This is a genomic window from Amycolatopsis bartoniae (assembly GCF_014191255.1).
GTDB lineage: Bacteria > Actinomycetota > Actinomycetes > Mycobacteriales > Pseudonocardiaceae > Amycolatopsis_E > Amycolatopsis_E bartoniae.
In genome coordinates this window covers 135001-158404 of record NZ_JACHWH010000008.1, presented here as the reverse complement: position 1 = coordinate 158404, position 23404 = coordinate 135001, and the positions used below count along the sequence as shown (strand labels likewise).

The 23404-nt window shown below is 70.8% G+C and carries 20 protein-coding genes (1 of these 20 cut by a window edge); 13 read left to right on the top strand and 7 right to left on the bottom strand.

Annotated elements, in window-relative coordinates:
* Positions 1-32 precede the first annotated feature (32 nt).
* The 7 genes from FHX82_RS29155 (at position 33) to FHX82_RS29125 (ending at position 7368) form a co-directional block, all read left to right on the top strand.
* A complete protein-coding gene (locus FHX82_RS29155; protein WP_145938909.1) occupies positions 33-1457 on the top strand; it encodes a gamma-aminobutyraldehyde dehydrogenase in 1425 nt (474 codons plus the stop codon).
* Positions 1457-2548, top strand: a complete 1092-nt coding sequence (locus tag FHX82_RS29150; RefSeq protein ID WP_183176899.1) for an ABC transporter ATP-binding protein — start codon at positions 1457-1459, stop codon at positions 2546-2548. The genes FHX82_RS29155 and FHX82_RS29150 overlap by 1 nt, the downstream gene beginning before the upstream one ends.
* Positions 2541-3740, top strand: a complete 1200-nt coding sequence (locus FHX82_RS29145) for an ABC transporter substrate-binding protein (protein ID WP_145938911.1) — start codon at positions 2541-2543, stop codon at positions 3738-3740. Before FHX82_RS29150 ends, FHX82_RS29145 begins: the two co-directional genes overlap by 8 nt.
* A 5-nt stretch (positions 3741-3745) precedes the next feature.
* On the top strand, positions 3746-4597 hold the full coding sequence (locus FHX82_RS29140) for an ABC transporter permease (protein ID WP_145938912.1): 852 nt from the start codon (positions 3746-3748) through the stop codon (positions 4595-4597).
* Positions 4598-4605: 8 nt separating this feature from the next.
* Positions 4606-5382: an ABC transporter permease gene (locus FHX82_RS29135; RefSeq protein WP_145938913.1), complete on the top strand. Its 777-nt coding sequence runs from the start codon at positions 4606-4608 to the stop codon at positions 5380-5382.
* A gap of 139 nt (positions 5383-5521) precedes the next feature.
* Positions 5522-6466: an undecaprenyl-diphosphate phosphatase gene (locus tag FHX82_RS29130; RefSeq protein WP_145938914.1), complete on the top strand. Its 945-nt coding sequence runs from the start codon at positions 5522-5524 to the stop codon at positions 6464-6466.
* Between the two features lie 23 nt (positions 6467-6489).
* Positions 6490-7368, top strand: coding sequence for a cytochrome c oxidase assembly protein (locus FHX82_RS29125; RefSeq protein WP_308431624.1), 879 nt, complete (start codon positions 6490-6492; stop codon positions 7366-7368).
* 15 nt (positions 7369-7383) lie between these two features.
* Here FHX82_RS29125 and panB read toward each other — a convergent pair whose 3' ends face one another.
* Complete coding sequence (gene panB, locus FHX82_RS29120; protein WP_145938916.1) at positions 7384-8244, bottom strand: 3-methyl-2-oxobutanoate hydroxymethyltransferase; 861 nt, start codon at positions 8242-8244, stop codon at positions 7384-7386.
* Between the two features lie 260 nt (positions 8245-8504).
* Between panB and FHX82_RS29115 the strand changes: the two genes are divergently transcribed.
* Positions 8505-9092, top strand: a complete 588-nt coding sequence (locus tag FHX82_RS29115) for a DinB family protein (protein WP_145938917.1) — start codon at positions 8505-8507, stop codon at positions 9090-9092.
* A gap of 38 nt (positions 9093-9130) precedes the next feature.
* Here FHX82_RS29115 and FHX82_RS29110 read toward each other — a convergent pair whose 3' ends face one another.
* Positions 9131-9667 carry a methylated-DNA--[protein]-cysteine S-methyltransferase gene (locus tag FHX82_RS29110; RefSeq protein ID WP_145938918.1) on the bottom strand — a complete coding sequence of 179 codons (537 nt, stop codon included), beginning with the start codon at positions 9665-9667 and terminating at the stop codon, positions 9131-9133.
* A gap of 206 nt (positions 9668-9873) precedes the next feature.
* On the opposite strand from FHX82_RS29110, the gene FHX82_RS29105 reads away from it, so the two are divergent.
* Positions 9874-10641 carry an AraC family transcriptional regulator gene (locus FHX82_RS29105; RefSeq protein ID WP_145938919.1) on the top strand — a complete coding sequence of 256 codons (768 nt, stop codon included), beginning with the start codon at positions 9874-9876 and terminating at the stop codon, positions 10639-10641.
* 1147 nt (positions 10642-11788) lie between these two features.
* Here the strand turns inward: FHX82_RS29105 and FHX82_RS29100 are convergent.
* Positions 11789-13510: an NAD+ synthase gene (locus tag FHX82_RS29100; protein ID WP_145939150.1), complete on the bottom strand. Its 1722-nt coding sequence runs from the start codon at positions 13508-13510 to the stop codon at positions 11789-11791.
* A 55-nt stretch (positions 13511-13565) separates the two neighbouring features.
* On the bottom strand, positions 13566-15887 hold the full coding sequence (secA2, locus tag FHX82_RS29095) for an accessory Sec system translocase SecA2 (RefSeq protein WP_145939151.1): 2322 nt from the start codon (positions 15885-15887) through the stop codon (positions 13566-13568).
* 148 nt (positions 15888-16035) lie between these two features.
* Here secA2 and FHX82_RS29090 point away from each other — a divergent pair, with 148 nt between their 5' ends.
* Together FHX82_RS29090 and FHX82_RS29085 are read left to right on the top strand one after the other, a co-directional pair.
* Positions 16036-17592 (top strand): alpha/beta hydrolase, encoded by a 1557-nt coding sequence (locus FHX82_RS29090; RefSeq protein WP_373308721.1) that lies wholly within the window; start codon positions 16036-16038, stop codon positions 17590-17592.
* A gap of 22 nt (positions 17593-17614) precedes the next feature.
* Positions 17615-19183: an alpha/beta hydrolase gene (locus FHX82_RS29085; RefSeq protein WP_145939152.1), complete on the top strand. Its 1569-nt coding sequence runs from the start codon at positions 17615-17617 to the stop codon at positions 19181-19183.
* A 5-nt stretch (positions 19184-19188) separates the two neighbouring features.
* On the opposite strand, the gene FHX82_RS29080 is transcribed toward FHX82_RS29085, so the two are convergent.
* Positions 19189-20124 (bottom strand): alpha/beta hydrolase family protein, encoded by a 936-nt coding sequence (locus tag FHX82_RS29080; RefSeq protein ID WP_145939153.1) that lies wholly within the window; start codon positions 20122-20124, stop codon positions 19189-19191.
* Between the two features lie 93 nt (positions 20125-20217).
* Here FHX82_RS29080 and FHX82_RS29075 point away from each other — a divergent pair, with 93 nt between their 5' ends.
* Positions 20218-20793, top strand: coding sequence for a TetR/AcrR family transcriptional regulator (locus tag FHX82_RS29075; protein WP_145939154.1), 576 nt, complete (start codon positions 20218-20220; stop codon positions 20791-20793).
* Here the strand turns inward: FHX82_RS29075 and FHX82_RS29070 are convergent.
* Positions 20790-21479, bottom strand: a complete 690-nt coding sequence (locus tag FHX82_RS29070; protein ID WP_145939155.1) for an LppX_LprAFG lipoprotein — start codon at positions 21477-21479, stop codon at positions 20790-20792. The two genes, FHX82_RS29075 and FHX82_RS29070, sit on opposite strands and share 4 nt — an antisense overlap.
* A gap of 23 nt (positions 21480-21502) precedes the next feature.
* Positions 21503-22456, bottom strand: coding sequence for a GlxA family transcriptional regulator (locus tag FHX82_RS29065; protein ID WP_145939156.1), 954 nt, complete (start codon positions 22454-22456; stop codon positions 21503-21505).
* Between the two features lie 70 nt (positions 22457-22526).
* Between FHX82_RS29065 and FHX82_RS29060 the strand changes: the two genes are divergently transcribed.
* On the top strand, positions 22527-23404 hold the 5' portion of the coding sequence (locus FHX82_RS29060) for an MFS transporter (RefSeq protein WP_229881559.1). It continues 403 nt past the right edge of the window; the window shows 878 of its 1281 coding nt (coding positions 1-878); the start codon lies at positions 22527-22529; the stop codon falls past the right edge of the window.

Below are 23404 nucleotides of genomic sequence, written 5' to 3'. Positions count from 1 at the left end.
TTTGCCGATCTCCGCCGAACCAGGAGGCAGATGTGGCTCAGCTCAGGCACTTCATCGCCGGTGAGCAGGTGGACTCCGCGGACGGTCGCAGCGCCGACGTGGTCGATCCCGTCACCGGACGCCCGTACTGCACGGCGTCGGTCGGTGGACCCGAGGACGTCGACCGCGCCCTGCGTGCCGCTGCCACGGCGTTCGAGTCGTGGCGCGGGACGACGCCGGGAGACCGGCAGCTCGCGCTGCTGAAGCTCGCCGACGCCGTCGAAGCCCGCGGCGACGAGCTCGTCCGCGTCGAGTCCGCGAACACCGGCAAGCCGGTCGAACTGACCAGGACCGAAGAGCTGCCGATGGTCACCGACCAGCTGCGGTTCTTCGCCGGAGCCGCGCGGGCGCTCGAAGGCCGGTCGGCGGGGGAGTACCTGGCGGGGCACACGTCGTTCGTCCGCCGCGAGCCCGTCGGGGTCTGCGCGCAGGTGACGCCGTGGAACTACCCGCTGCTGATGGCCATCTGGAAGATCGCGCCCGCGCTCGCCGCCGGGAACACCGTGGTGCTCAAGCCGTCCGACACGACCCCGGCCTCGACGCTGCTGCTCGCCGAGATCGCCGCCGAATTCCTGCCCGCGGGCGTGTTCAACGTCGTGTGCGGCGATCGGGACACCGGGCGCGCGCTCGTCGCGCACGAGATCCCCGCGATGGTGTCGATCACCGGGTCCGTGCGGGCGGGGATCGAGGTCGCGGGAGCGGCCGCCGCCGACGTCAAACGGGTGCACCTGGAGCTCGGCGGCAAGGCCCCGGTGCTGGTCTTCCCGGACGCCGACCTCGAGGCCGCCGCGGAAACGATCGCGATGGCCGGGTACTTCAACGCGGGCCAGGACTGCACGGCCGCCACCCGGGTCCTCGTGCACCAGGACGTCGCCGACGAGTTCGTGGCGGCGCTGACGCGGCAGGCGGAGGGCACGAAGACCGGCCTGCCCGACGACCCGGACGTGGCGTACGGACCGCTCAACAGCGCCGGCCAGCTGGCGAAGGTCAGCGGGTTCGTCGACCGGTTGCCAGACCACGCGACCGTCCACACGGGAGGGAAACGGGCGCGCGACGAGGGCTTCTTCTACGCGCCCACGGTGGTTTCCGGCCTGCGGCAGACCGACGAGATCGTGCAGAACGAGGTGTTCGGGCCGGTGGTCACCGTGCAGAGCGTCAAAAGCGAGGACGAGGCGCTGGCCCACGCGAACGACGTCCAGTACGGGCTCGCGTCTTCGGTGTGGACCAGCGACCACTCCCGCGCGATGCGCCTGGCCGCGAAGCTCGACTTCGGCTGCGTGTGGATCAACACGCACATCCCGCTGGTCGCCGAGATGCCGCACGGCGGGTTCAAGAAGTCCGGCTACGGCAAGGATCTCTCGCTGTACGGGCTGGAGGACTACACCCGCGTCAAGCACGTCATGACGGCGTGGTCGTGATGTCGCCGAACCAAGCCCCCTCGCTGCCGCAGACCGCACCACAGGCCCCGGCCGGGATCGCCGCCGTCCGGTTGTCCGGGCTGCGCAAGGAGTTCGGTCCGGTCACCGCCGTCGACGGGGTCGATCTGGAGATCGTCGAGGGCGAGTTCTTCTCGATGCTCGGGCCGTCCGGTTCGGGCAAGACCACGGTGCTGCGCCTGATCGCCGGGTTCGAGCAGCCCACCGCCGGGTCGGTCGACCTCGGCGGGCGCGACGTCACGCGGCTCGCGCCGTTCCAGCGCGACGTCAACACCGTCTTCCAGGACTACGCCCTGTTCCCGCACCTGAACGTGCGGCAGAACGTCGAGTACGGGCTGCGCGTCAAGCGGGTGCCGCGAGCCGAACGGCGGCAACGCGCGCAGGAGGCGTTGCGGACGGTCCGGCTGGAGGACTTCGGGTCACGCAAGCCTTCGCAGCTTTCCGGCGGCCAGCGGCAACGCGTCGCGCTCGCCCGCGCGCTGGTGAACCGGCCGAAGGTGCTGCTGCTCGACGAACCGCTCGGCGCGCTGGACCTCAAGCTGCGCCACGCGATGCAGGCGGAGCTGAAGCAGATCCAGCGCGACGTGGGCATCACGTTCGTCTTCGTCACGCACGACCAGGACGAGGCGCTCACCATGAGCGACCGGATCGCGGTGTTCAACGCGGGCCGCGTCGAGCAGGTCGGCACCCCGGTCGAGGTCTACGAGCACCCCGCAAGCGCTTTCGTCGCCGGGTTCGTCGGCACGTCGAACCTGTTGTCCGGCCGGGGCGCGGAAGCCGTGATCGGGCGCAGCGGGGTGTACAGCATCCGCCCGGAGAAGATCCGCCTCGACCCCGACCTGTCCCGTCCCGCCGCGCCCGGCGAGGTGAGCGCGACGGGCACGGTGACCGACACGTTCTACGCGGGCGCCACGGTGCGCTACGTGGTGTCGCTCGACGCCGGCGGGCAGCTGTCCGTGGTGCGCCAGAACTCCGAACCGGCCCCCGAACTCGCCGACGGCCGAGTCCGCCTCGCCTGGCGGCACGAGCACAACTTCCGTATCCCCGAGGACAAGGAGCACACCGATGCGTAAGAGCCGGACACTGCGCCTGCTCGCCGGGCTGCTGTGCGCGGGCACGGCGGTCGCGGCCTGTGGCACCTCCAGCACGAGCTCGTCCGGCGGGACGGGCTTCACGCCGCCGAAGCTCGAACCCCTGGCCCAGCTCGGTCAGCCGGAGGGCGCGCTGAACGTGCTGGCCTGGCCCGGGTACGCGGAGGACGGCTCCAACGACCCGAATGTCAACTGGGTCACCCCCTTCGAGCAGCAGACCGGCTGCCAGGTCAACGTCAAGACGTTCGGCACGTCGGACGAGGCCGTGAACCTGATGAAGACCGGGCAGTACGACGTGGTGTCCGCGTCCGGCGACGCGTCGTTGCGGCTGATCGCGTCCGGCGACGTCGAACCGGTCAACACCGCGCTCGTGCCGAACTACGCGGACGTGTACGACTTCCTCAAGAACAAGCCCTGGAACAGCGTGAACAACGTCGCGTACGGCGTGCCGCACGGCTGGGGCGCGAACGTCCTGACGTGGCGCACCGACAAGGTGCGGCCCGCGCCCACGTCGTGGTCGGTGATGTTCGACCCGAACTCACCGTACAAGGGCAAGGTGATCGCGTACGACTCGCCGATCTACATCGCGGACGCGGCGCTGTACCTGATGAAGCACAACCCGGACCTGGGCATCAAGAACCCGTACGCGTTGGACGACAAGCAGTTCGCCGCCGCGGTCGACCTGCTCAAGCAGCAGCGGCCGCTGGTGTCGGAGTACTGGTCGGACTACCTCAAGGAGAGTCAGGCGCTGAAGAACGGCGACTCGGTCGTCGGCACGGCGTGGCAGGTGACGGTGAACCTCACCGAGGGCGAGGGCGCGCCGTTGGCGTCGGCGGTGCCGTCCGAGGGTGCGACGGGCTGGTCGGACACGTGGATGGTGGCGGCGAAGTCCGCGCACAAGACGTGCGCCTACAAGTGGCTGGACTACATCGTGAGCCCGAAGGCGAACGCGCAGGTGGCGGAGTACTTCGGCGAGGCGCCCGCGAACTCGAAGGCGTGCGCGCAGATGTCGGACCCGAAGTTCTGCGACTCCTACCACGCCGGGGACGCCGCCTACGCGTCGCAGATCTGGTACTGGACGACGCCGATCACACAGTGCGTCGACGGCCGCACCGACGTCCGGTGCAAGGACTACGGCGAGTGGACGCGCGCCTGGACCGAGATCAAGGGGTGACCTCGGTGACCCTCGCCGCTTCGAGTTTCCTGCACCGCAACCCGAAACTGCGGCTGGGCCTGCTGCTGTCCGCGCCGCTGTTGTGGCTCGGGCTGGCGTACCTCGGCGCGCTGGCGGCGTTGTTCGTCACCGCGTTCTGGACCACGGACACGTTCACCGGTCAGGTGGTGACCTCGTGGTCGCTGGACAACTTCGGCACACTGTTCACCGAGGGTGTGTACCGCACGATCACATTGCGCACGCTGGGAATCGCGGTGCTGGTGACGGTGGTGGACGCGGTGGTCGCGTTCCCGATGGCGTTCGCGATGGCCAGGTTCTGCTCCCCACGCGCCCAGCGGTTGCTGGTGATCGCGGTGATGACCCCGTTGTGGGCGAGCTACCTGGTGAAGGCGTACTCGTGGCGGGTCATGTTGTCGGGTAACGGTTTGTGGGGCTGGGCGTTCGGGTCGACGCCGGGTTACGGGGTCACGGCGACGGTGCTCACGTTGTCGTACCTGTGGTTGCCGTACATGATCCTGCCGATCTACGCGGGCCTGGAGCGCCTGCCGGATTCGCTCCTCGACGCGGCGGGCGACCTGGGCGCGCGCCCGTTCCGCACGTTCTGGTCGGTGATCCTGCCGCTGACGTTCCCGGCGATCGTGGCGGGTTCGATCTTCACGTTCTCGTTGTCGCTGGGCGACTACATCACGGTGAAGATCGTCGGCGGTGCCAGCCAGATGCTGGGAAACGTCGTGTACGACAACATCGGCGCGGCGAACAACCTCCCCTTCGCGGCGACGGTCGCCCTCGTGCCGGTGGTGATCATGCTGGGATACCTCGCCGTCGTGCGGCGCACGGGCGCATTGGAGAACCTGTGAAACACGCGATGAGAGCCGCGCTGGTGCTCGGCCTGGCGGTGATCTACGTACCATTGCTGGTGGTGCTGCTGAACTCCGTGAACAGCGATCCGACGTTCGGCTGGCCCCCTTCGGGTTTCACCCTGGAATGGTGGTCCCGCGCGGCCGGCAACGCAGGTGTTCTGAGTGCACTGTGGACAAGCCTGGTGGCGGGCCTCTCGGCGACGGCGGTGGCACTGGTCCTGGGCACGATGGCGGCTTTCGCGTTGCAACGACACCGTTTCTTCGGGCGGGATACGGTGTCGTTGTTGATAATCCTGCCCATCGCACTGCCCGGCATCGTCACGGGAATCGCGCTGAACAACGCTTTCCGGACCATCCTGGGCCTGAACCTGGGCCTGCTGACGGCGATCATCGCCCATGCGACGTTCTGCATCGTCGTGGTGTTCAACAACGTGGTCGCGCGTCTCCGGCGCCTGGGTGGCAGCCTGGAGGAGGCCTCGGCGGACCTGGGCGCGAACGGCGTGCAGACGTTCCGCCTGGTGACCTTCCCGATGCTCCGCTCGGCACTGCTGGCGGGTGGCCTGCTGGCGTTCGCCCTGTCCTTCGACGAGATCATCGTGACAACGTTCACCCTGGGCGCGGGACAGCAGACGTTGCCGATCTGGATCCTCGACAACCTGTTCCGCCCCAACCAGGCCCCGGTGGTGAACGTGGTGGCAGCGGTGCTGGTGGTCGTCTCCACAGTCCCGGTCTACCTGGCACAACGCCTGTCCGGAGACACCACGAGCGGCGGCAGGCTCTAAGCGCGCCCGCGGCACTCCCGGCATCGCGCCCATACCGCACCACTTCGCCCGATTGCGGACGGACGCCTTTGCCGTCCGCTCATCATCGGTCGGGTACGTTCGACCCGGTTTCCGCGTTGCCTTCCATGAGAGGTCCGCAATGTCCGCCGTGACATATTTCGAGGCGATTGTCGTCGGCGCCCTGCAGGGTGTGTCCGAATTGTTCCCAGTGTCCAGTCTCGGGCACAGCATTCTGCTGCCCGCGTGGATCGGGGGGAAGTGGGCGCAGGACCTGAGCATGGGCAAGGACTCGCCGTACCTGGCGGTCCTCGTCGCGATGCACGTGGCCACCGCGATCGCGCTCGTCGTGTTCTTCTGGCGCGACTGGGTGCGCATCCTGCGCGGGCTGTGGACGTCGATCCGCGACCGCCAGGTCGTCGACTCCGACCAGCGCCTGGCGTGGCTGCTCGTGCTGGCCACGATCCCCGTCGGCATCGCGGGGCTGCTGCTGGAGAGCGCGCTGCGCAACTTCCTCGGGAAACCCGTGCCCACCGCGATCTTCCTCGCGCTCAACGGCGCCGTGCTGCTGGCCGTCGAGCGGTTCGGCCGCAGCCGGCAGAAGGTTCCCCCGGTGCCCGTCGCCGCCGAGCAGACGATCGACTTCTCCGCCGAGGTCACCATGCCGATGCGGGCGATCAGCACCGAGGAGGCGTCGGACCGGCGCCTGTCGAAGCTCGGCGTCGGCGAGGCGATCCTGATCGGCGCGGCGCAGATCCTGGCCCTGTTCCCCGGGATCAGCCGGTCCGGCATCACGATGGTCGCGGGGCTGCGCCGCGGCCTCGACCACGAGGATTCCGCGCGGTTCGCGTTCCTCCTCGCCACGCCGGTGATCCTGGCGGCGGGCGTGCTCAAGATGCCGTCGCTGTTCAGCGAGGAGAACCGCGCGTCGCTCGGCCCGGCACTCGCCGGGAGCCTGGTCGCCGGAATTGCGGCTTATATCGCCGTCCGATTCCTGACGTCGTATTTCGAAACGCGGACGCTGACCCCGTTCGCGGTGTATTGCGTGGTCGCCGGAATCGGTAGTCTGGCATATTTCCTGGTATGAGTGTTCCGCTTTCCTGGGGGAGAGTGTGTACCGCCTGGACGGCCGACGTCCCGGCGATCGTCTTCGTCCTGCTCCTGGGTGGCGGTTACCTGTTCGCCGCGCGGCGCGTGCCCGGGTGGGCGCGCGGCCGCACCACGGCGTTCCTCGCCGGGCTGGCCACGATCCTGCTGCTGACGTGCTCGTTCCTCGGCGTGTACGACGACGTGCTGTTCTGGGTGCGGGCACTGCAGGTGGTCGTGCTGCTGATGGTCACGCCGCTGCTGCTGGCGCTGGGCGCCCCGCTGACGCTCGTGCTCGCGGTGGTGCCGTTCGCGGACCGGCTGCGCAGGCTCGGCCGCGGCACGGTCGCGCGGACGCTCACGTTCCCGCTCGTGATCACGGTGCTGCTGATCGTGCCGCCGTTCCTGATCTACCTCACCCCGCTGTACGAGCTGACCCTGCGCCACGGCGCCGTCGACGAGCTCGTCCGGCTGGGTTTGATCTGCTGCGGGTTCGTCTACTTCTGGACGCGCCTGCGGCTGGACCCGACGCCGCGGGAGGACCACCACCTGGTGTCGTTCAGCATCAGCTTCGCCGAGGTGGTCGTCGACGCCGCGCTGGGACTGGTGCTGTGGCTGGGCCCGCTGCGGGCGGCGGACTACTACCACGCGCTCGCCCGCACCTGGGGTCCCGACCTGCGCACGGACCAGATCGTGGGCGCCGGAATCCTGTGGATCGGCGGCGACCTCGCCGGCCTGCCGTTCGTCGGCGCGCTGTTCACCCGCTGGATGCGCGACGACGACCGGCAGGCCGAGAAGATCGACCGCGAGCTGGACGAGCAGGAGCAGTCGCAGGAACGACCCAGCTCCGGCCTGTGGTGGGAGAACGACCCGCAGCTCGCGGAACGCTTCAAACGCCAATGACCAAACGCTCCACCGCTAGTGGAAGGCGTGCTCCGGGGCCGGGAACTCGCCGCGCCGCACCTCGTCCGCGAACGCCGTCGCGGCCCCGGACAGCGCACCGGCCAGGTCGGCGTACCGCTTGACGAACCGCGGCGCCTTCCCGCGCCGCAACCCCGCCATGTCCTGCCACACCAGCACCTGGGCGTCACAGTGCGGCCCGGCGCCGATGCCGACCGTCGGGATCTTCAGCTCGTGCGTGACCCGCTTCGCGACCTCCGCGGGCACCATCTCGAGCACCACCGCGAACGCCCCGGCCTCCTGCAGCCCGAGCGCGTCGGCGACCAGCGCCTCACCGGCCTCGCCGCGCCCCTGCACCCGGTACCCGCCGAGGTTGTGCTCACTCTGCGGCGTGAACCCGATGTGCCCCATCACGGGGACACCGGCGCTGGTCAGCGCCTCGACGTGCGCGGCGAACCGGCGCCCGCCCTCGAGCTTCACGGCGTGCGCCCGGCCCTCCTTCATGAACCGGACGGCGGTGGCGAGCGCCTGCTCGGGGGAGAGCTGGTACGAGCCGAACGGCAGGTCGGCGACCACGAGCGCGCGCTTGGCGGCCCTGGTCACCGCCCGGACCAGCGGTAGCAGCTCGTCGACGGTGACGGGCAGCGACGTCTCGTAGCCGAACACGTTGTTCGCGGCCGAGTCACCGACGAGCAGCACGGGAATCCCCGCCTCGTCGAACAGTTCCGCCGTGTACATGTCGTACGTCGTGAGCATCGGCCACGGCTCGCCGCGGTCCTTCAGCTGCTGGAGGTGGGGAATGCGCACCTTCTTGGCGGGCGCGCTCTGCTGTGGGCCGTTGCCGTAGGGCGCAGCGGTCTCACCAGTGGGGGTGGACATCGTCGTCGACCAACCTTCCCTCGAGGCCCTCGTCGGGTCCCCGGGTCGTGGATCTGGAACGTCCAGGGTCGCACCGCCCGCCCGGCCCGCCCAAGCGCCTGCGATGAGCTTCACACCAGGCGGTGAAAACGGCCCCTCCCGCGAGCCCTACTAGCGCGCGCTATCGCCCGAAAGGGGTTGCCCCACAAGCAAAAGAGGCCAAATTGTCAGACCCCCTCGCCAAGATGTCCCCATCGAACCCGCCCGAGAGGAGCCCCGAAATGAGTACCAACGTCCGCCCGGTCCGCGACGAGCGCGACGGCCTGCTCGCCTTCCTCGCCCAGCAGCGCTACGTCCTGAGCCTCGCCGCGCACGGCCTCACCGACGAGCAGGCGCGCCGGGTGCCCAGCCGCAGCGCGCTGAGCATCGGTGGCCTGATCAAGCATGCCGCGCGCACCGAGCGCGGCTGGATGGACACTGTCCTGCAACGAAGACCGGAAGGCACGCTCCAGCAGAGAGCGGAGCAGTACCTCGCCGACTTCCAGCTGACCGGTTCGGAGACCCTCGCCGACGTCATCGCCGAGTACCGCCAGGCCGGCCGCGAGACGGAGGAGGTCATCTCCGCCATCCCGGATCTCGGTAAGCCGGTCCCGGTGCCGAAGGGAGTGCCGTGGTTCCCGCCGGACGTCGACGAGTGGTCGGTCCGCTGGGTCCTGCTGCACCTGATCCAGGAGACCGCCCGCCACGCCGGGCACGCGGACATCATCCGCGAGCACCTCGACGGCGCCACGGCCTTCCCCCTGATGGCGGCGGCCGAAGGCTGGCCCGAGACGCCGTGGATCAAGCCCTGGAAACCTGATCCGGTCTGACAGCCGTTCACCCCGGCCAGCCTGAAAGGAGGGCATTCCTAGAACAAGGTCGGTTCCTCGGCGCGTGCGCCTTCGATCACGAGCATCCTGCGCTTCGTGTCCACACCTCCAGGTGCGGAGAAACCCACCATCGCGCCTTTCGCACCGAGCACGCGATGGCACGGCACGACGATGGGGAAGGGGTTGCGCCCCAACGCCCGCCCCACGGCCTGCGCCGAGCCGGGCAGCCCCAGCCGGTCCGCCACTTCGCCGTAGGTGAGCGTCTTGCCGGGCGGGATCGCACGCGCGATCTCGTAGACCCGGCGGTGGAAGTCGGGCACGCCCGTGAAGTCGAGCTCGATGGTCGCGAGGTCGCGGGACTCGCCGCGCAGGAGCGCCACGATCTCGCCGATCGCGAGCCGGACGTGTTCGGGCGGTTCCGTTTCGGTGGCGTCCGGGAAGTTGAGGTGCAGCCGGGCGCGGGTCAGCGCCGCGCTGCCATCGGGCAGGCGCACGCCGATCACACCGCGCTCGCCCCAGGCGATGCCGCAGTGCCCGAGTGCGGTCGGGAAGACCGCGAAGCCCTGTGCCGTCATGACCATTTCGATTCTCCGGTACGAGACAGGAAGGAGGTCCTCGAACCCCTCACGACGGTGGTCAGTGTCGTCGCCGAACTGACTCCGCGCAGCGGGGTTCGTGTCGGCGACCAGTCTGCCCGTCGCCCTGCCGAGGGTATTGAAGATTCTTGCACCGGGGCCGCCGGTGCTCGGGATTTGTCGTACCCCGGGCGTAGCTTGCGCGCATGCGCAGTGCGGTGGAACTGATCGTGCGGCCGGAGTTCGCCGTGCACACGGTGTGGTGCCGGGACGACCACCGGGGCTGGTCCGCGCCCGAACAACGCTCGGGCTACGGGCTGGTTCTGGTGCGCCGCGGCCGGTTCCGCCGCCGGGCGGCCGGTTCGGTCACCGACGTCGACAGGACGATCGGTTACGTAACGCTGCCCGGTGACGAGGAGTGCTTCGCCCACCCGGCGGGCGGTGACGTCTGCACTTCCATCACGCTGGCCCCGGAACTGTGGGAGTCATTGCCCGAGAACCGAACCCTCTACGTCAACGCACGCACGGACGTGGCCCACCGGCGGCTCCTGGCAGCAACCACCACCGGCGACGCCGCCTACGCCGCGGTTGAGCAACTGCTGGCCCTGTTGACCGAAGTCCTGCCCACGCCACACGCTCCGTCGAAGACCGACCGCGCCCTGGCAGCCCGAGCCCGCACGGCGATCCTGGAGAACCACCCGGCCGCGCAGGGCCTGCTGCCGCTGGCGGAGCTGCTGGAGGTTTCGCCCTACCGCCTGAGCCGCGCCTTCACCCGGGAGCTGGGAATCTCACTCACCCGTTACCGCAACCGAGTCCGGGTGGGCCGGGCGCTGGACCGCCTGGAGGCAGGGGAACAGAACCTGGCGACCCTCGCGGCGGACCTGGGTTTCGCCGACCAGCCCCACCTGACCCGCACGATTCACACCCACTGCGGCCACACCCCCACCGCCCTACGCCAACTACTCCACCCCTGACCCGGGCGCATCCTGCCACTGGCGTCCGCCGCCGGACGGGACCCTCGCCGCCCCCTTCCGCCGCCACGTCTCGTCACGACCGAGCGCGATCCCACCGCCACCGCCCTCGCAGACCGCGGCCGTCGACCAACTACACCCCGCAACCACCACCCATCAGCCGCCGCTAGCTCGGATCTCAGCCGCGTCCACCGCAGTCGCAGCCCGTACCTCACCGCAGCCGTTCACCCAACCGACCGCAACCATCCACGAACCGCAGCCACCGGACGGGCGCCGGTCGGCCACCGACCGCAACCACCCTCCGCGGCCACAGTCACCCCCACCGCGAGGGCCGCGCCCCTGCTATCACTCCAACCGCAGCCATCCGCCCATACCCACCACCGACCGCGGCAGTCGCGGCCCACCACCTCGACCGCGACCAACGGCCACCATCTCGATGGCGGACGCCGTGGCCCGGACCCCTGCCGCCGCCCGCCCGCCATGGCCAGGCGGCCCGACCGCGACCACCTGCTCCGGCTCAGCAGCTCCAGCCCGCCACCCGACTCCGGTCCAGCGGCTCCGCCCCAGCGGCGCCAGCCCGCCGCCTGCTCGGCCCCGGTCCCGGCGACCCGGTCCCGGTCGCCCGGCGACCCGGTCCCGGCGGCCGGGCCCCGGTCACCCGGCTCCGGCGCGGCAGTCCGACGGCGGCCACCTGTCCCGGCCCGGCGGTGCCAGCCCGCCGTCCGGCCCCGGCCCAGCGGCTCCAGCCCGCCGTCCGGCCCCGGCCCAGCGGCTCCAGCCCGCCACGAGCTCGGACCCGGCCCTGACCCAGCGGCTCCAGCCGTCACAACCCGGCGGCCCACCGACCCCGCCGAACCGGCCCCGACCCAGCGGCGCCAGCCCGCCGCCTGCTCGGCCCTGGGCCCGGCGACCCGGCCACCCGGCCACCCGGCTCCGGCGCGGCAGTCCGACGGCGGCCACCTGTCCCGGCCCACCGATGCCAGCCCGCCACCCGACTCCGGTCCAGCCGCCCCGGCCCAGCGGCTCCAGCCCGCCACGAGCTCGGACCCGGCCCTGACCCAGCGGCTCCAGCCGTCACAACCCGGCGGCCCACCGACCCCGCCGAACCGACCCCGGCCCCCGGCCCCCGCCGAACCGGCCCCCACAACCCCTACCGCTGATCCCCCTCACGCCAGCCGTTCGTGATCGGCAATCGACGGTCCCGGCCGAAGGCCTTGAACGTGATCTTCGTGCCGATCGGGTACTGGCGGCGCTTGTACTCCGCCCGGTCGACCATCCGGATCACCCGGTCGATCGTCTCCGCCTCGAAGCCCGCCGCGATCAGGTCCGCGTAACCGCGGTCGCCCTCGACGTAGTCGTCCAGGATGTCGTCCAGCAGCGGGTAGTCCGGCAGCGAGTCGGTGTCCAGCTGGCCCGGCCGCAGCTCCGCCGACGGCGGCTTCGTGATCGAGTTCTCCGGGATCGGCGGCACCTCGCCGCGCTTCTCCGCCTCCGCGTTCCGCCAGCGCGCCAGCTCCCACACGTGCGTCTTGAACACGTCCTTGATCGGCGCGAACCCGCCCACCGCGTCCCCGTAGATCGTCGAGTACCCGACCGCCAGCTCGGTCTTGTTGCCCGTCGCCAGCACGAGGTGACCGTCCTGGTTGGACAGTGACATCAGCAGCATCCCGCGCACCCGCGCCTGGATGTTCTCCTCCGCCAACCCGGTCAGCTTCAGCTGCTCGACGTACACCCGCACCATGTCCTCGACCGACTCGGTCCGGAAGTGGCACCCGAGCCGCCGCGCCAGCTCCGCCGCGTCTTCCCGGGAATGCGAAGAGGAGTACGCCGACGGCATCGACACGCCGTACACCGCGTCCGGCCCCAGCGCGTCCGCCGCGAGCGCCGCCGTGACCGCCGAGTCGATCCCGCCCGAGAAACCGAACATCACCGACCGGAAACCGTTCTTCTGCACGTAGTCCCGCAACCCGACGACGAGCGCCGACCACACCTCCGCCTCGTCCGGCAGCGGCTCCGCAACCGGCGGCACCAGAGGCTCGTACGGCGCCAACGCCTCGGACGACAACACCCGCCGCCGCACCGAAAGCCCCTCGAAGGTTCCTTCCGCGCTGTGGCCGCCCGACGGCAGCTCCAGGTCCACCACCAGCAGGTGCTCCACGAACTGCGGCGCCCGCGCCAGCAGCGACCCGTCCGCGCCGACCACGATCGAGTCGCCGTCGAACACCAGGTCGTCCTGCCCGCCGACGAGGTTCGTGTACACCAGCGGCGCCCGCGCCTCGGCCGCGCGGCGCGCGACCAGCGGCAGCCGGATGTCGTCCTTGGACCGCTCGTACGGCGACGCGTTCGGCGCGACCACGAGGTCCACCCCCGCCTCGCCCAGCGCCGTCACCGGCCCGCCGTCCTGCCAGATGTCCTCGCAGATCACCATGCCGATGTCGAGCCCGTGCAGCCGCACGACGTCGAGCGTCTGCCCCGGCTTGAAGTACCGGTGCTCGTCGAACACGCCGTAGTTCGGCAGGTGGTGCTTGAACTGCCGCCCCACCACTTCGCCGCCGTACAGGGCGACGGCCGCGTCTCGCGGGCCCACCTCGTCGTTGTCGAGGTACCCCGCGTACACGAGCAGCTCGCCGCACCCGGCGTCGACCAGCCGCCGCGCCAGGTCGTCGACGGCCTGGCAGGACCCCTGCGCGAACGTCTTGCGCAGGGTCAGGTCCTCGACCGGGTAGCCGGTCAGCGACATCTCGGGGAACACCACCACGTGTGCTCCCGCTTCGGCGGCTTTCTTCGCCCAGTCGACGTGGAGCTGGGCGTTGCCCGCGATGTCCCCGACCGTCGCGTTGATCTGGGCGAGCGCGATCCTCAGTTGCGGCATGAGGTCATTCTCGCCCAGACCCCCGCTCCTCACAGCGGAATGTGCGCGACCGAACCTACTTGCGCTTGATCAGGCTCCGCACCTGCTTGAGCGTCTGCTCGAAGTCCGAGTCGAACGGGCTGTCGTGCACGAGGTACGTCCACGTCGAGCTCGGCCGCCGCACGCCGGAGGCGCCCAGGTCGATGCCGTCGTCGCCGACCTCGGCCTCCTCGAACGTCTTCACCGAGCGTTCCTCGATCGTGGGCACGATCTTGTGGAACTCCGGGATCGCGAGCCGGTGGAACTCGTCCAGCGGCGTCTCCCGCGCGATCGCGCGCAGGTGGATGCTCTCGCGCACGTCGGTGAGGTACGCCAGGTGGTCCGACCACAGCTCGTCCAGGTGGAACAGCATGATCTCCCGGCACAGCTGCGCCAGCGCCTCTTCGTCGAGCTTCTCCGCGAGCTCCTCGTACCGCTTCGGCGCGGCCTCCTTGAGCTTCTCCGCGGCCAGCCCGGTGCGCAGCAGCTCGTCGCGGTGCTTGAGCAGCTCGCCGCGCTGGTGCTCGATCAGCCGCGTGTAGCGCCACGTGTTGCGGTGGATCTCCAGGTGCACGCCCTCGGCGACCCGCTGCGCGTGGTTGATCTGCCGCTGCGCCGCCGGATCGGTGATGAGCCCGGTCTCCTCGTCCGCGTGGATGCCCTCCGGCACGTCCGGCGCGTTCGACAGCACCAGCTCGTCGTTCAGCGACGCGAAGAACACCGCGCTGCCCGGGTCGCCCTGGCGCCCGGACCGGCCGCGCAGCTGCCCGTCGAGCCGGCTCGACGGGTACCGCGCGGTACCGATCACGTGCAGCCCGCCCAGCTCGGCGACGCGCTCGCGGTCGGCACCGTCGGCGCCGCCGAGGCGGATGTCGGTACCGCGGCCCGCCATCTGCGTGGACACCGTGACCGCGCCGTACTTGCCCGCCTCGGCGATGATCGCCGCCTCTTCGGCGTCGTTGCGCGCGTTGAGGACGACGCACGGCATGCCGTCCTTCTCCAGCTTCTCCGCCAGCTCCTCGGACTCGGCGACGTCCTGCGTGCCGACGAGGATCGGCCGCCCGGTCTCGTGCACCTCCCGGATCTCGGCCTCGATCGCGCGCAGCTTCTGCGACGGGGACGCGTAGATGCGGTCGGGCTCGTCGGTGCGGATGTTCGGCGTATTCGGCGGGATCACCGCGACTTCGAGCTTGTAGAACTCCCGCAGCTGCTCCGCCACTGCCACCGCTGTCCCGGTCATGCCCGCGACCTGCGGGTAGCGGGCCATCAGCGCCTGCACGGTGATCGAGTCCAGGATCTCGCCGCGGTCGGTGGCGGCCACCTGCTCCTTCGCCTCGACGGCGGCCTGCAGCCCGTCCGGCCAGCGCTGCAGCTCCGCGACGCGCCCGCGCGACGCGTTGATCAGCTGCACCTTGCCGTCGCGCACGAGGTAGTCGACGTCGCGGGTGAGCAGCGCGTGTGCGTGCAACGCGACGTTCACCGCGGCGAGCCGGTCCGCGCCGGAGTCGTCGTAGAGGTCGATTCCGCCGAGCGCCTTCTCGACGACGGAGGCGCCGGCGGCGGTCAGCCACGCGTTGCGCCCGTCGGAGTCGGTCTCGTAGTGCAGGCCCAGCCGCAGCCGCCGCACGACGTTCGCCACCTCGACGTCCGCGTCGGTGTGGTCCACCGAGCCCGCCATCACCAGCGGCACGCGCGCCTCGTCGACCAGCACCGAGTCGGCCTCGTCGACGATCGCGACCTCGGGCTCCGGCTGCACGAGGTCCTCGACGCGGGTGACCAGGCGGTCGCGCAGCACGTCGAAACCGATCTCGCTGACCGCGCCGTACGTGACCTCGCGCGAGTACGCCTCGCGGCGCTCGTCGCGGGTCAGCGTCGGGCCGACCCAGGACACCGACACGCCGAGCAGGTCGTAGACCGGCCGCATCCACTCGGCGTCGCGGCGGGCCAGGTAGTCGTTGACCGTGGTGACGTGCACGCGCTTGCCCTGCAGCGCGAAGCCGGCCGCGGCGAGCGCACCGGACAGCGTCTTGCCCTCACCGGTCTCCATCTGCACGACGTGTCCGGTCAGCAGGCCCATGGTGCCCAGCAGCTGCACGTCGAACGCGCGCTCGCCCAGCGCCCGCTTCGCCGCTTCGCGGCCCAGCGCGCACACCTCGACGAGCTGCGTGTCGCCGAACTCCGCTTCGAGCCGCAGTTTGCCCGCCCGCTCGGTCAGCGCGGCGTCGTCGAGCTCCGCCAGCTCGCTCTCCAGCTCGCCGATGGTGGGCAGCAGTGCCTCGTACCGGCTCAGCTCGGCGCTGCCCGGCCGCTCGATGAGCCTGCGCAGCCGCTTGCCCATGCGGGTGATCAGTGCTGGCACCCCTGGTCTCCTGTCTCTCTCTGTCCGACCCGCCAACGAGGTGGTGGTGGTCCGGTGTTCCCCGCCAGGATGGCACGATCGGCCCGTGTCCCTCCTACAGCGAGCCCGGTCGCGAACCGCGCGTGCAGCCGTTCTCCTCGGTGTCTGCCTGCTGACGCCGCTCGCCGCCTGCACCTCGGAGCAGACCGGCACGCAGCAGCCGCAGCAGGAAGTGACCGAACAGCGCGGTCCGGCCGGTCCGGTTCCTGCCGGTCTGGACCGGTTCTACGCGCAGCCCTTGACCTGGGGCGATTGCGCACCCTACGCGACTTCGCAGGACGCGCGATCCCTCTTTGGTACGAAAGGTCTCCAGTGCGCGAGGCTGACCGTTCCGCTGGACTACGCGAACCCGCAGGGCGACACGATCACCCTCGGTGTCCTGCGTCACACCGCGAGCGGTGATCGGATGGGCGCGCTGGTGCTCAACCCGGGCGGTCCCGGCGCCTCCGGCATGGTTGCCGCAGCGAGCCTCGCCTCGCAGGTTTCCGGCAGCGAGCTGGGGAAGCGGTTCGACTTCGTGGGCTTCGACCCGCGGGGGATCGGCGCGAGCGAGCCCGAGGTGACCTGCCTGACCGACCAGGAACGGGACACCGAGCGCAGCGAGGAGCTCGACACCGACGGCTCGCCCGCCGGGGTCGCGAAGCAGGAGGCCGAGGCGAAGGACTTCGCCGCCAAGTGCGTGCAGCGGACCCAGCACGGCACGGAGATGCTCGCCAACCTCGGTACGCGGGATGTCGCCAGGGACATGGACGTGCTGCGTTCCGCGCTGGGCGAGCAGAAGCTGACCTACCTGGGCTATTCCTACGGCACGCGCATCGGCTACACCTACGCCGAAGAGTTCCCGACCAACGTGCGCGCGATGATCCTCGACGGTGCGCTCGACCCGAACCAGGACGAGACGGAGTCGCTCGTCGCGCAGGGCGCCGGTTTCGGCGTGGCGTTCAACCAGTTCGCCGCGTGGTGCGCCGCGCGCCAGGACTGCGCGCTGGGGCAGAACGCCGCCGGCGCCACCAAGGCGTTCCAGGACCTCGTGCGCCCGCTGGTCGACAACCCCATCACGCTCGACGACGGCCGCAGGCTCACGTTCGACGACGCGACGCTCGGCGCGATCCAGGCCCTGTACTCCCAGCAGCTGTGGGAGTCGCTCAACTCCGGCCTCAACGAGCTGAAGAACGGCCGCGGCACCACGCTCATGGCGCTGGCGGACCAGTACAACGAACGCGATTCGAGCGGCCACTACACCAACACGCAGGACGTCTTCACCGCCGTCCGCTGCGTCGACGACCCGCGGGTCACCGACAAGGCCGAGATCCTCGACGCCGAGAACCGGTACGACCAGGTCGCCCCGTTCCTCGACGACGGCAGGCCCAACGGCGCGGCGCTCGACGCGTGCGCGTTCTGGCCCGTGCCCAACACTTCGCAGCCGCACGAGCCGAAGGTCGCCGGTGTCCCGCCGGTGCTGGTGATCTCGACGACGAATGATCCGGCCACCCCGTACGACGCGGGGGTGAACCTCGCGAAGGCGATGAACGGCGCACTGCTGACGTTCGAGGGCACGCAGCACACCGTTTTCCTGCAAGGGAATTCGTGTGTCGACCAGGTGGGCACCGACTACCTCGTCGACGGCACGCTCCCGGCTGCCGGGAAGCGCTGTGCCGCTCAGTGACCGGCCTGGCACGATGAGGTAGATGCCTTTTCGACGCTGCCGGCTGCCCGCCGTGCTCGGCCTCCTGTTGTGCCTGCTGATCGCGTGCACACCGGTGCGGGTCGTGCCCCGGCCCCAGCCGCCCCCGGTGTCCGACGTCCACGCGCTCGACAGGTTCTACGAGCAAAAGCTGTCCTGGGGGAACTGCGCGCCCTACGCCACCGGACAGCAGAGCCAGGACGCGTTCCGCACGCCCGGTGTGGAATGCGCCCGGCTGACGGTTCCGCTGGACTACGCGAAACCGCGGGGCGACACGATTACCGTCGGTGTGCTGCGGCACAAGGCGGCGGATCCGGCGGACCGCCTCGGCTCGCTGGTGCTCAACCCGGGCGGGCCGGGCGGTTCGGGCATGGAGGCGGCGGCCCGCCTGGTGCCGACGGTCGCGGACAACGCGATCGGCCTGCGCTTCGACCTCGTGGGCTTCGACCCGCGCGGCGTCGGCGCCAGCGAGCCACGGGTGCACTGCCTGACGGACGCCGAACGCGACGCCGAACGCGCGGCGCAGCCGGGCGACGGCACCACGCCCGCGTCAGCCGCCGCGTGGACGGCACAGGCGCGGGACTTCGCGGCGAAGTGCGCGCAACGCACCGGTGCGGCGATGCTGGCGAACGTCGGCACCCGGGACGTCGTCAAGGACCTGGACGTCCTGCGGGCCGCACTCGGCGACGACAAGCTGAGCTACCTCGGCTACTCCTACGGCACGCAGATCGGGTACAGCTACGCCGAAGCGTTCCCCACGCGAGTGCGGGCCATGGTGCTCGACGGCGCGATCGACCCGACCGAGGACGAGTCGGATTCCCTGGTGGGGCAAGGTGAAGGCTTCTCCCGCGCGTTCGGCCTGTTCGCGGCGGAGTGCGCGAAGCACAGCGGCTGTGCGGTCGGCCAGGACCCGGCACGGGCCGTGCAGACCTTCGAGAACCTCACGAAGCCACTGCTCACCCACGCCGCCCGGGCCGGCACGCGCTCGCTGTCCTACGGCGACGGGATGACGGGTGTCGTCGAGGCGATGTACTCCCAGCAGTCGTGGCCGACGCTGAACGCGGCGTTGAACCTGCTGAAGTCCGGCGACGGCAGCCTGCTGCTCCAGCTCGCCGACTCCTACTACGAGCGCGGCCCGGACGGCCGCTACTCCTCGCTGCAGGACGCGTACTACGCCGTCCGCTGCGTCGACAACCCGCGCGTGCAGGATCCCGCCGGCGTCACCGAGGTCCACGACCGGATGCTCGCCGCGGCCCCGTTCCTCGGCGGCGGCCGCCCGGACGAGGGCGAGCCGGACGTCTGCGCGTCCTGGCCGGTGCCCAGCACCTCCCAGCCGCACCGCCCGTTCCTGCCCGGCGTGCCGCCGCCGCTGGTGATCTCCACCCGGAACGACCCCGCCACCCCGTACCAGGCGGGCGTCGACCTCGCCGCCGAGATGGGCGGCGGCCTGGTGACCTACGAAGGCGCGCAGCACACGGCCTTCCTGCACGGGAACCAGTGCGTGGACGTCAACGCACTGGCCTACCTCGTCGATGGCACCCTGCCGCCGCCGAACACCAGCTGTCCGGCTTGACGCCGCTACTTGTTGTCGATGCGCCCGGCCGGGTCCGTGCTCTCCGCGAGCTCGGCCTGCACCTGCTTCCACGCCGTGTCGTCGATCCCGAGCGCGCTGCGGAGGTAGGCCCACGAAGCCTCGCGGATCAGGGCGACGCGTTCGGGGCTCTCGTCCGTGGTGTCCGCGGCGTTGTAGCCGTGGATTCCGCCGAGCGAGTGTTCCGCGCCGAACACGGTGAGCAGGCTCTGCGCACCGGGGCTGTACCGGTAGACGTCGGTGAACCAGTCGGGGCCGCGCGTCGAGAGCTGGGACTGGTCGTGGTCGCCGGCGACCACCAGGCTCGGCGTGGTGAGGGCGTCGAAGTCGGGGCTCATGAAGGAGAAGTTCTCCGCCGCGAAGGGCGTCAGGTCATCGCCGCCGAAGCCGGTCGTCGCGAGCAGCACACCGGCCTTCACGCGAGCGTCGGTTTCCGCGGGGCCGGGCTGTCCGTCCGGGCCGACGACGCGTGCGCCGAGGAGCATGCTGACGGTTTGCCCGCCCCAGGAGTGTCCTGCCACGGCGATGCGGTCGCGGTCGATGCGCTCGCTGAGCCCCGGGATGGCGGCGACGATGTGGTCGAGCTGGTCGAGGACCTGCTTCACGTCGCGGACGCGGATGCGCCAGATGTCCGGGTACCGCGGGTCGGTGGGGGCGATGCCGAGGGTCAGCGAGTCGAGGAACGTGGGCTGGATGACGACGAACCCGTTGCCGGCCCAGAAGTCGACCAGCGGGTCGTAGGAGGACATCGACTGGCCGAAACCGTGGGCGAAGACGACGACCGGAAGGCCGTTGCCCGAAGCTGGCGCCGACAGGCGGACCTGCAGGTCCTCGCCGCGCTCGGGTGGCGCGGTGAGGACGACGGGCTTGACGCTGACGATCGGGGTGGTCAGGGCGGGAACGGCACTGACAGGTGCAGACATGGGAAAGCTCTCTCTCGATCCGTACACTCCTAACCGGAGCGTTGCTCCGACTATACGGAACATTGCTCCGCTTGTCGAGGAAGGGGTTGCGGCATGAGTGCTGCGGAGGAGCCGAAGGCGGCCAAGCGCGCGGACGCCCGGCGCAACGAACGGGCATTGCTCGACGCCGCCGCGGCGGTGTTCGTCACGCACGGAGTGGATGCCCCGGTGCGCCGCATCGCCGCCGAGGCGGGGGTCGGGATGGGCACGATCTACCGGCACTTCCCCAAGCGCGCCGACCTGGTCGCGGCCGTCTACCGGCACCAGGTCGACGCCTGTGCCGAAGCCGGTCCCGAGCTGCTGGCGACAGCGCCGTCACCGTTCGCCGCGCTGCGCCAGTGGGTGGAGCTGTTCGTCGACTTCCTGGTGACCAAGCACGGGCTCGCCGCCGCGCTGCGCAACGATCCCGAGGGTTTCACCGCCCTGCACGGGCTCTTCGTCGATCGCCTCGTGCCGGTGCTCGACGACATCCTCACCGCGGCCCGCAAGTCGGGCGAGGTCAAGGCGGAGATCGGCGCGTACCAGCTGCTCCGCGCGATCGGGGACATCTCCGCGGGCGCGGAGATGACCGACCCGGCGTACGACGCGCGCCTGACCGTCCGGCTGCTGCTCGACGGGTGCCGGGTCTAGCCTTCCGGCGTGGCGCTCGGCGGCGTGTTGAACCCGGAAAGCCCCAGTTCGAGCATCACGGCGCCCTCGTTCGGCTGACGCGGCGGCACCTGCATCCACACCCGGACGAGGGTGCGCGGCTCGCTCTGCGTGACCCAGAACTTGACGTCGACATCCGACTGGATCTGCGGCAGGACACTCGACACGGCGTCCTTGCTCAGTTCCGCGGTCACCCGGTACGTCTGGACGCCCTTGACGTCTTCCTTCGTCTCCGTCTTGAGCCCGGTCGCGCTCGTCAGCAGCTTCGGCAGCCCGTGCGACAGCAGGGCGGCCGGCGCGTACTCGGCCGGCACGGGTTCGCGGGTCTGCGCGCCGTGCTGGTCGGTCAGCACCAGCTCGTCCCCGGTGATCTCGTAGCTCAGCTCGAACCGGTTGGTCGACTCCTGCATGTCCGCCTGCCCGACGGCCGACCCGTACTGCCCGCCCGCGCGGCTCGCCCAGCCCTTCACCTCGCGCACGTCGAGACCGGGGACGATCCCGCTGACGCTGAAGTCGAACTGCACGCTGGTGACACCGCCGAGCGAGCCCGCCGCGGCGGTGACCAGTTCGGGCGCGGCGGGCAGCGGGCCACGCGTGTCGGGCGACGCGGCGCAGCCGCAGGCGAGCGCCAGGATCAGCACGAGGACACTCGCAGTGCGGCGGAGCATGCCGATTACCGTAGCGGGGCCGGTCAGGAGCGGGAGAAGGTGCGCCGGTAGGCGAGTGGTGAGACACCGATCGCGGCGTTGAGGTGCTGGCGCAGGGACGCGGCGGTGCCGAGCCCGGACTCCGCCGCGATCCGGTCCACCGGCAGGTTCGTCGTCTCCAGCAGGTGCCGTGCGTGCAGGACGCGCTGCTGGTTGAGCCACGCCCGCGCGGACAGTCCGGTCTCGGCGCGAAACCGCCTGCTGAACGTGCGCACGCTCATCCGCGCGTGCCGCGCCAGGTCCGCCAGCCCCAGCGGTTCGCCGAGCCGTTCGAGCGCCCACGTCCTGGTCGCCGCGGTGCTGCCGGCGTCGGGCCCAGGTAGCGGCCGGTCGATGAACTGCGACTGCCCGCCGTCACGCCACGGCGGTACCACGCAGTACCGCGCGGCCTGGTTGGCGACGGCACTGCCGTGATCGGACCGGACGACGTGCAGGCACAGGTCCACCCCGGCGGACAGCCCGGCCGAGGTGAGCACGTCACCGTCGTCGACGAACAGCACGTCCTCGTCCAGCTCGACGCGGGGGTACAGCCGCCGGAACGCCTCCGCGTGCGCCCAGTGGGTGGTGGCCCGCCGCCCGTCGAGGAAACCGGCGGCGGCCAGCACGAACGCACCCGTGCAGATGGACATCACCCGGGTGCCGGGCCGGATGCGGGCGAGCGCGGCGGCCAGTGCGGGGGAGAGCGTGCCGTCCTGCCGGGGCCCGGCGACCCGCGTGCCCGGCACGATGACCGTGTCGGCCTCCGCGAGCGCCTTTGGCCCGTGCTCCAGTTGCGCGGAGTAGCCGTAGCTGACGCGTACGGGCTGGTCGTCGACGCCGCAGATCCGCACGTCGTAGAGGCGTTTCCCGTCCTTCTCGGCGGAGTTGAACACCTGCGGCGGGATGTTGAGGTCGTACCCGATCACCTCGGACAGGGCGAGCACGGCGATCCGGTGCATGGCCGAATCTTTGCACATATTGGCGCTTCGGCCACTCGTCACGCCTTCGGAGATCGCCGAAGCTGGTGCCGTGACCACGACAACCCGACTCCACCGAGCCTGGCTGGTGGCCTTCGCGGCCTTCGTCGCCCTCGTTGGCGCGGCCGGTTTCCGCGCCACTCCGAGCGTCCTGATCGACCCGCTGCACGAGGAGTTCGGCTGGTCCACCGCCACGATCTCCGCGGCCGTCTCGATCAACCTCCTGCTCTACGGGCTGACCGCGCCGTTCGCGGCAGCGTTGATGGAGCGGCTGGGCATGCGCCGGGTCGTCACCGGCGCGCTCGTCCTGGTCGCCGCGGGCAGCGGGCTCACGGTGTTCATGACCGCGAGCTGGCAGCTGCTGCTGTGCTGGGGAGTGCTCGTCGGACTGGGCACCGGGTCGATGGCGCTGGCCTTCGTCGCCACGGTCACCGCACGCTGGTTCGTCCGCCAGCGCGGCCTGGTCAGCGGCGTCCTGACGGCGGCGGGCGCGGCGGGCCAGCTGGTGTTCCTGCCGGTGCTCGCGGCACTGGCCGCGCACGACGGCTGGCGCACGGCGTCACTGGTGGTGGCCTTCGCCGCGTTGGCGGTCGTGCCGATCACGCTGATCTTCCTGCACGACCACCCGAAGGACGTGGGCACGACGGCGTATGGCGCTGTCGAGGCCGAGGAGCGTCCGGCCCCGACCTCAGGCGCGGCCCGGCGCGCGCTCCAGGTGCTGGGACAGGCCGCGAAGACGCCGACGTTCTGGCTGCTCGCGGGCGGGTTCGCGATTTGCGGCGCGTCCACGAACGGGCTGGTCGGCACCCACTTCGTGCCCGCCGCGCACGAGCACGGCATGCCGCCGACCACCGCGGCCTCGCTGCTCGCGCTCGTCGGGGTCTTCGACGTGGCGGGCACGATCGCGTCCGGCTGGTTCACCGACCGCGT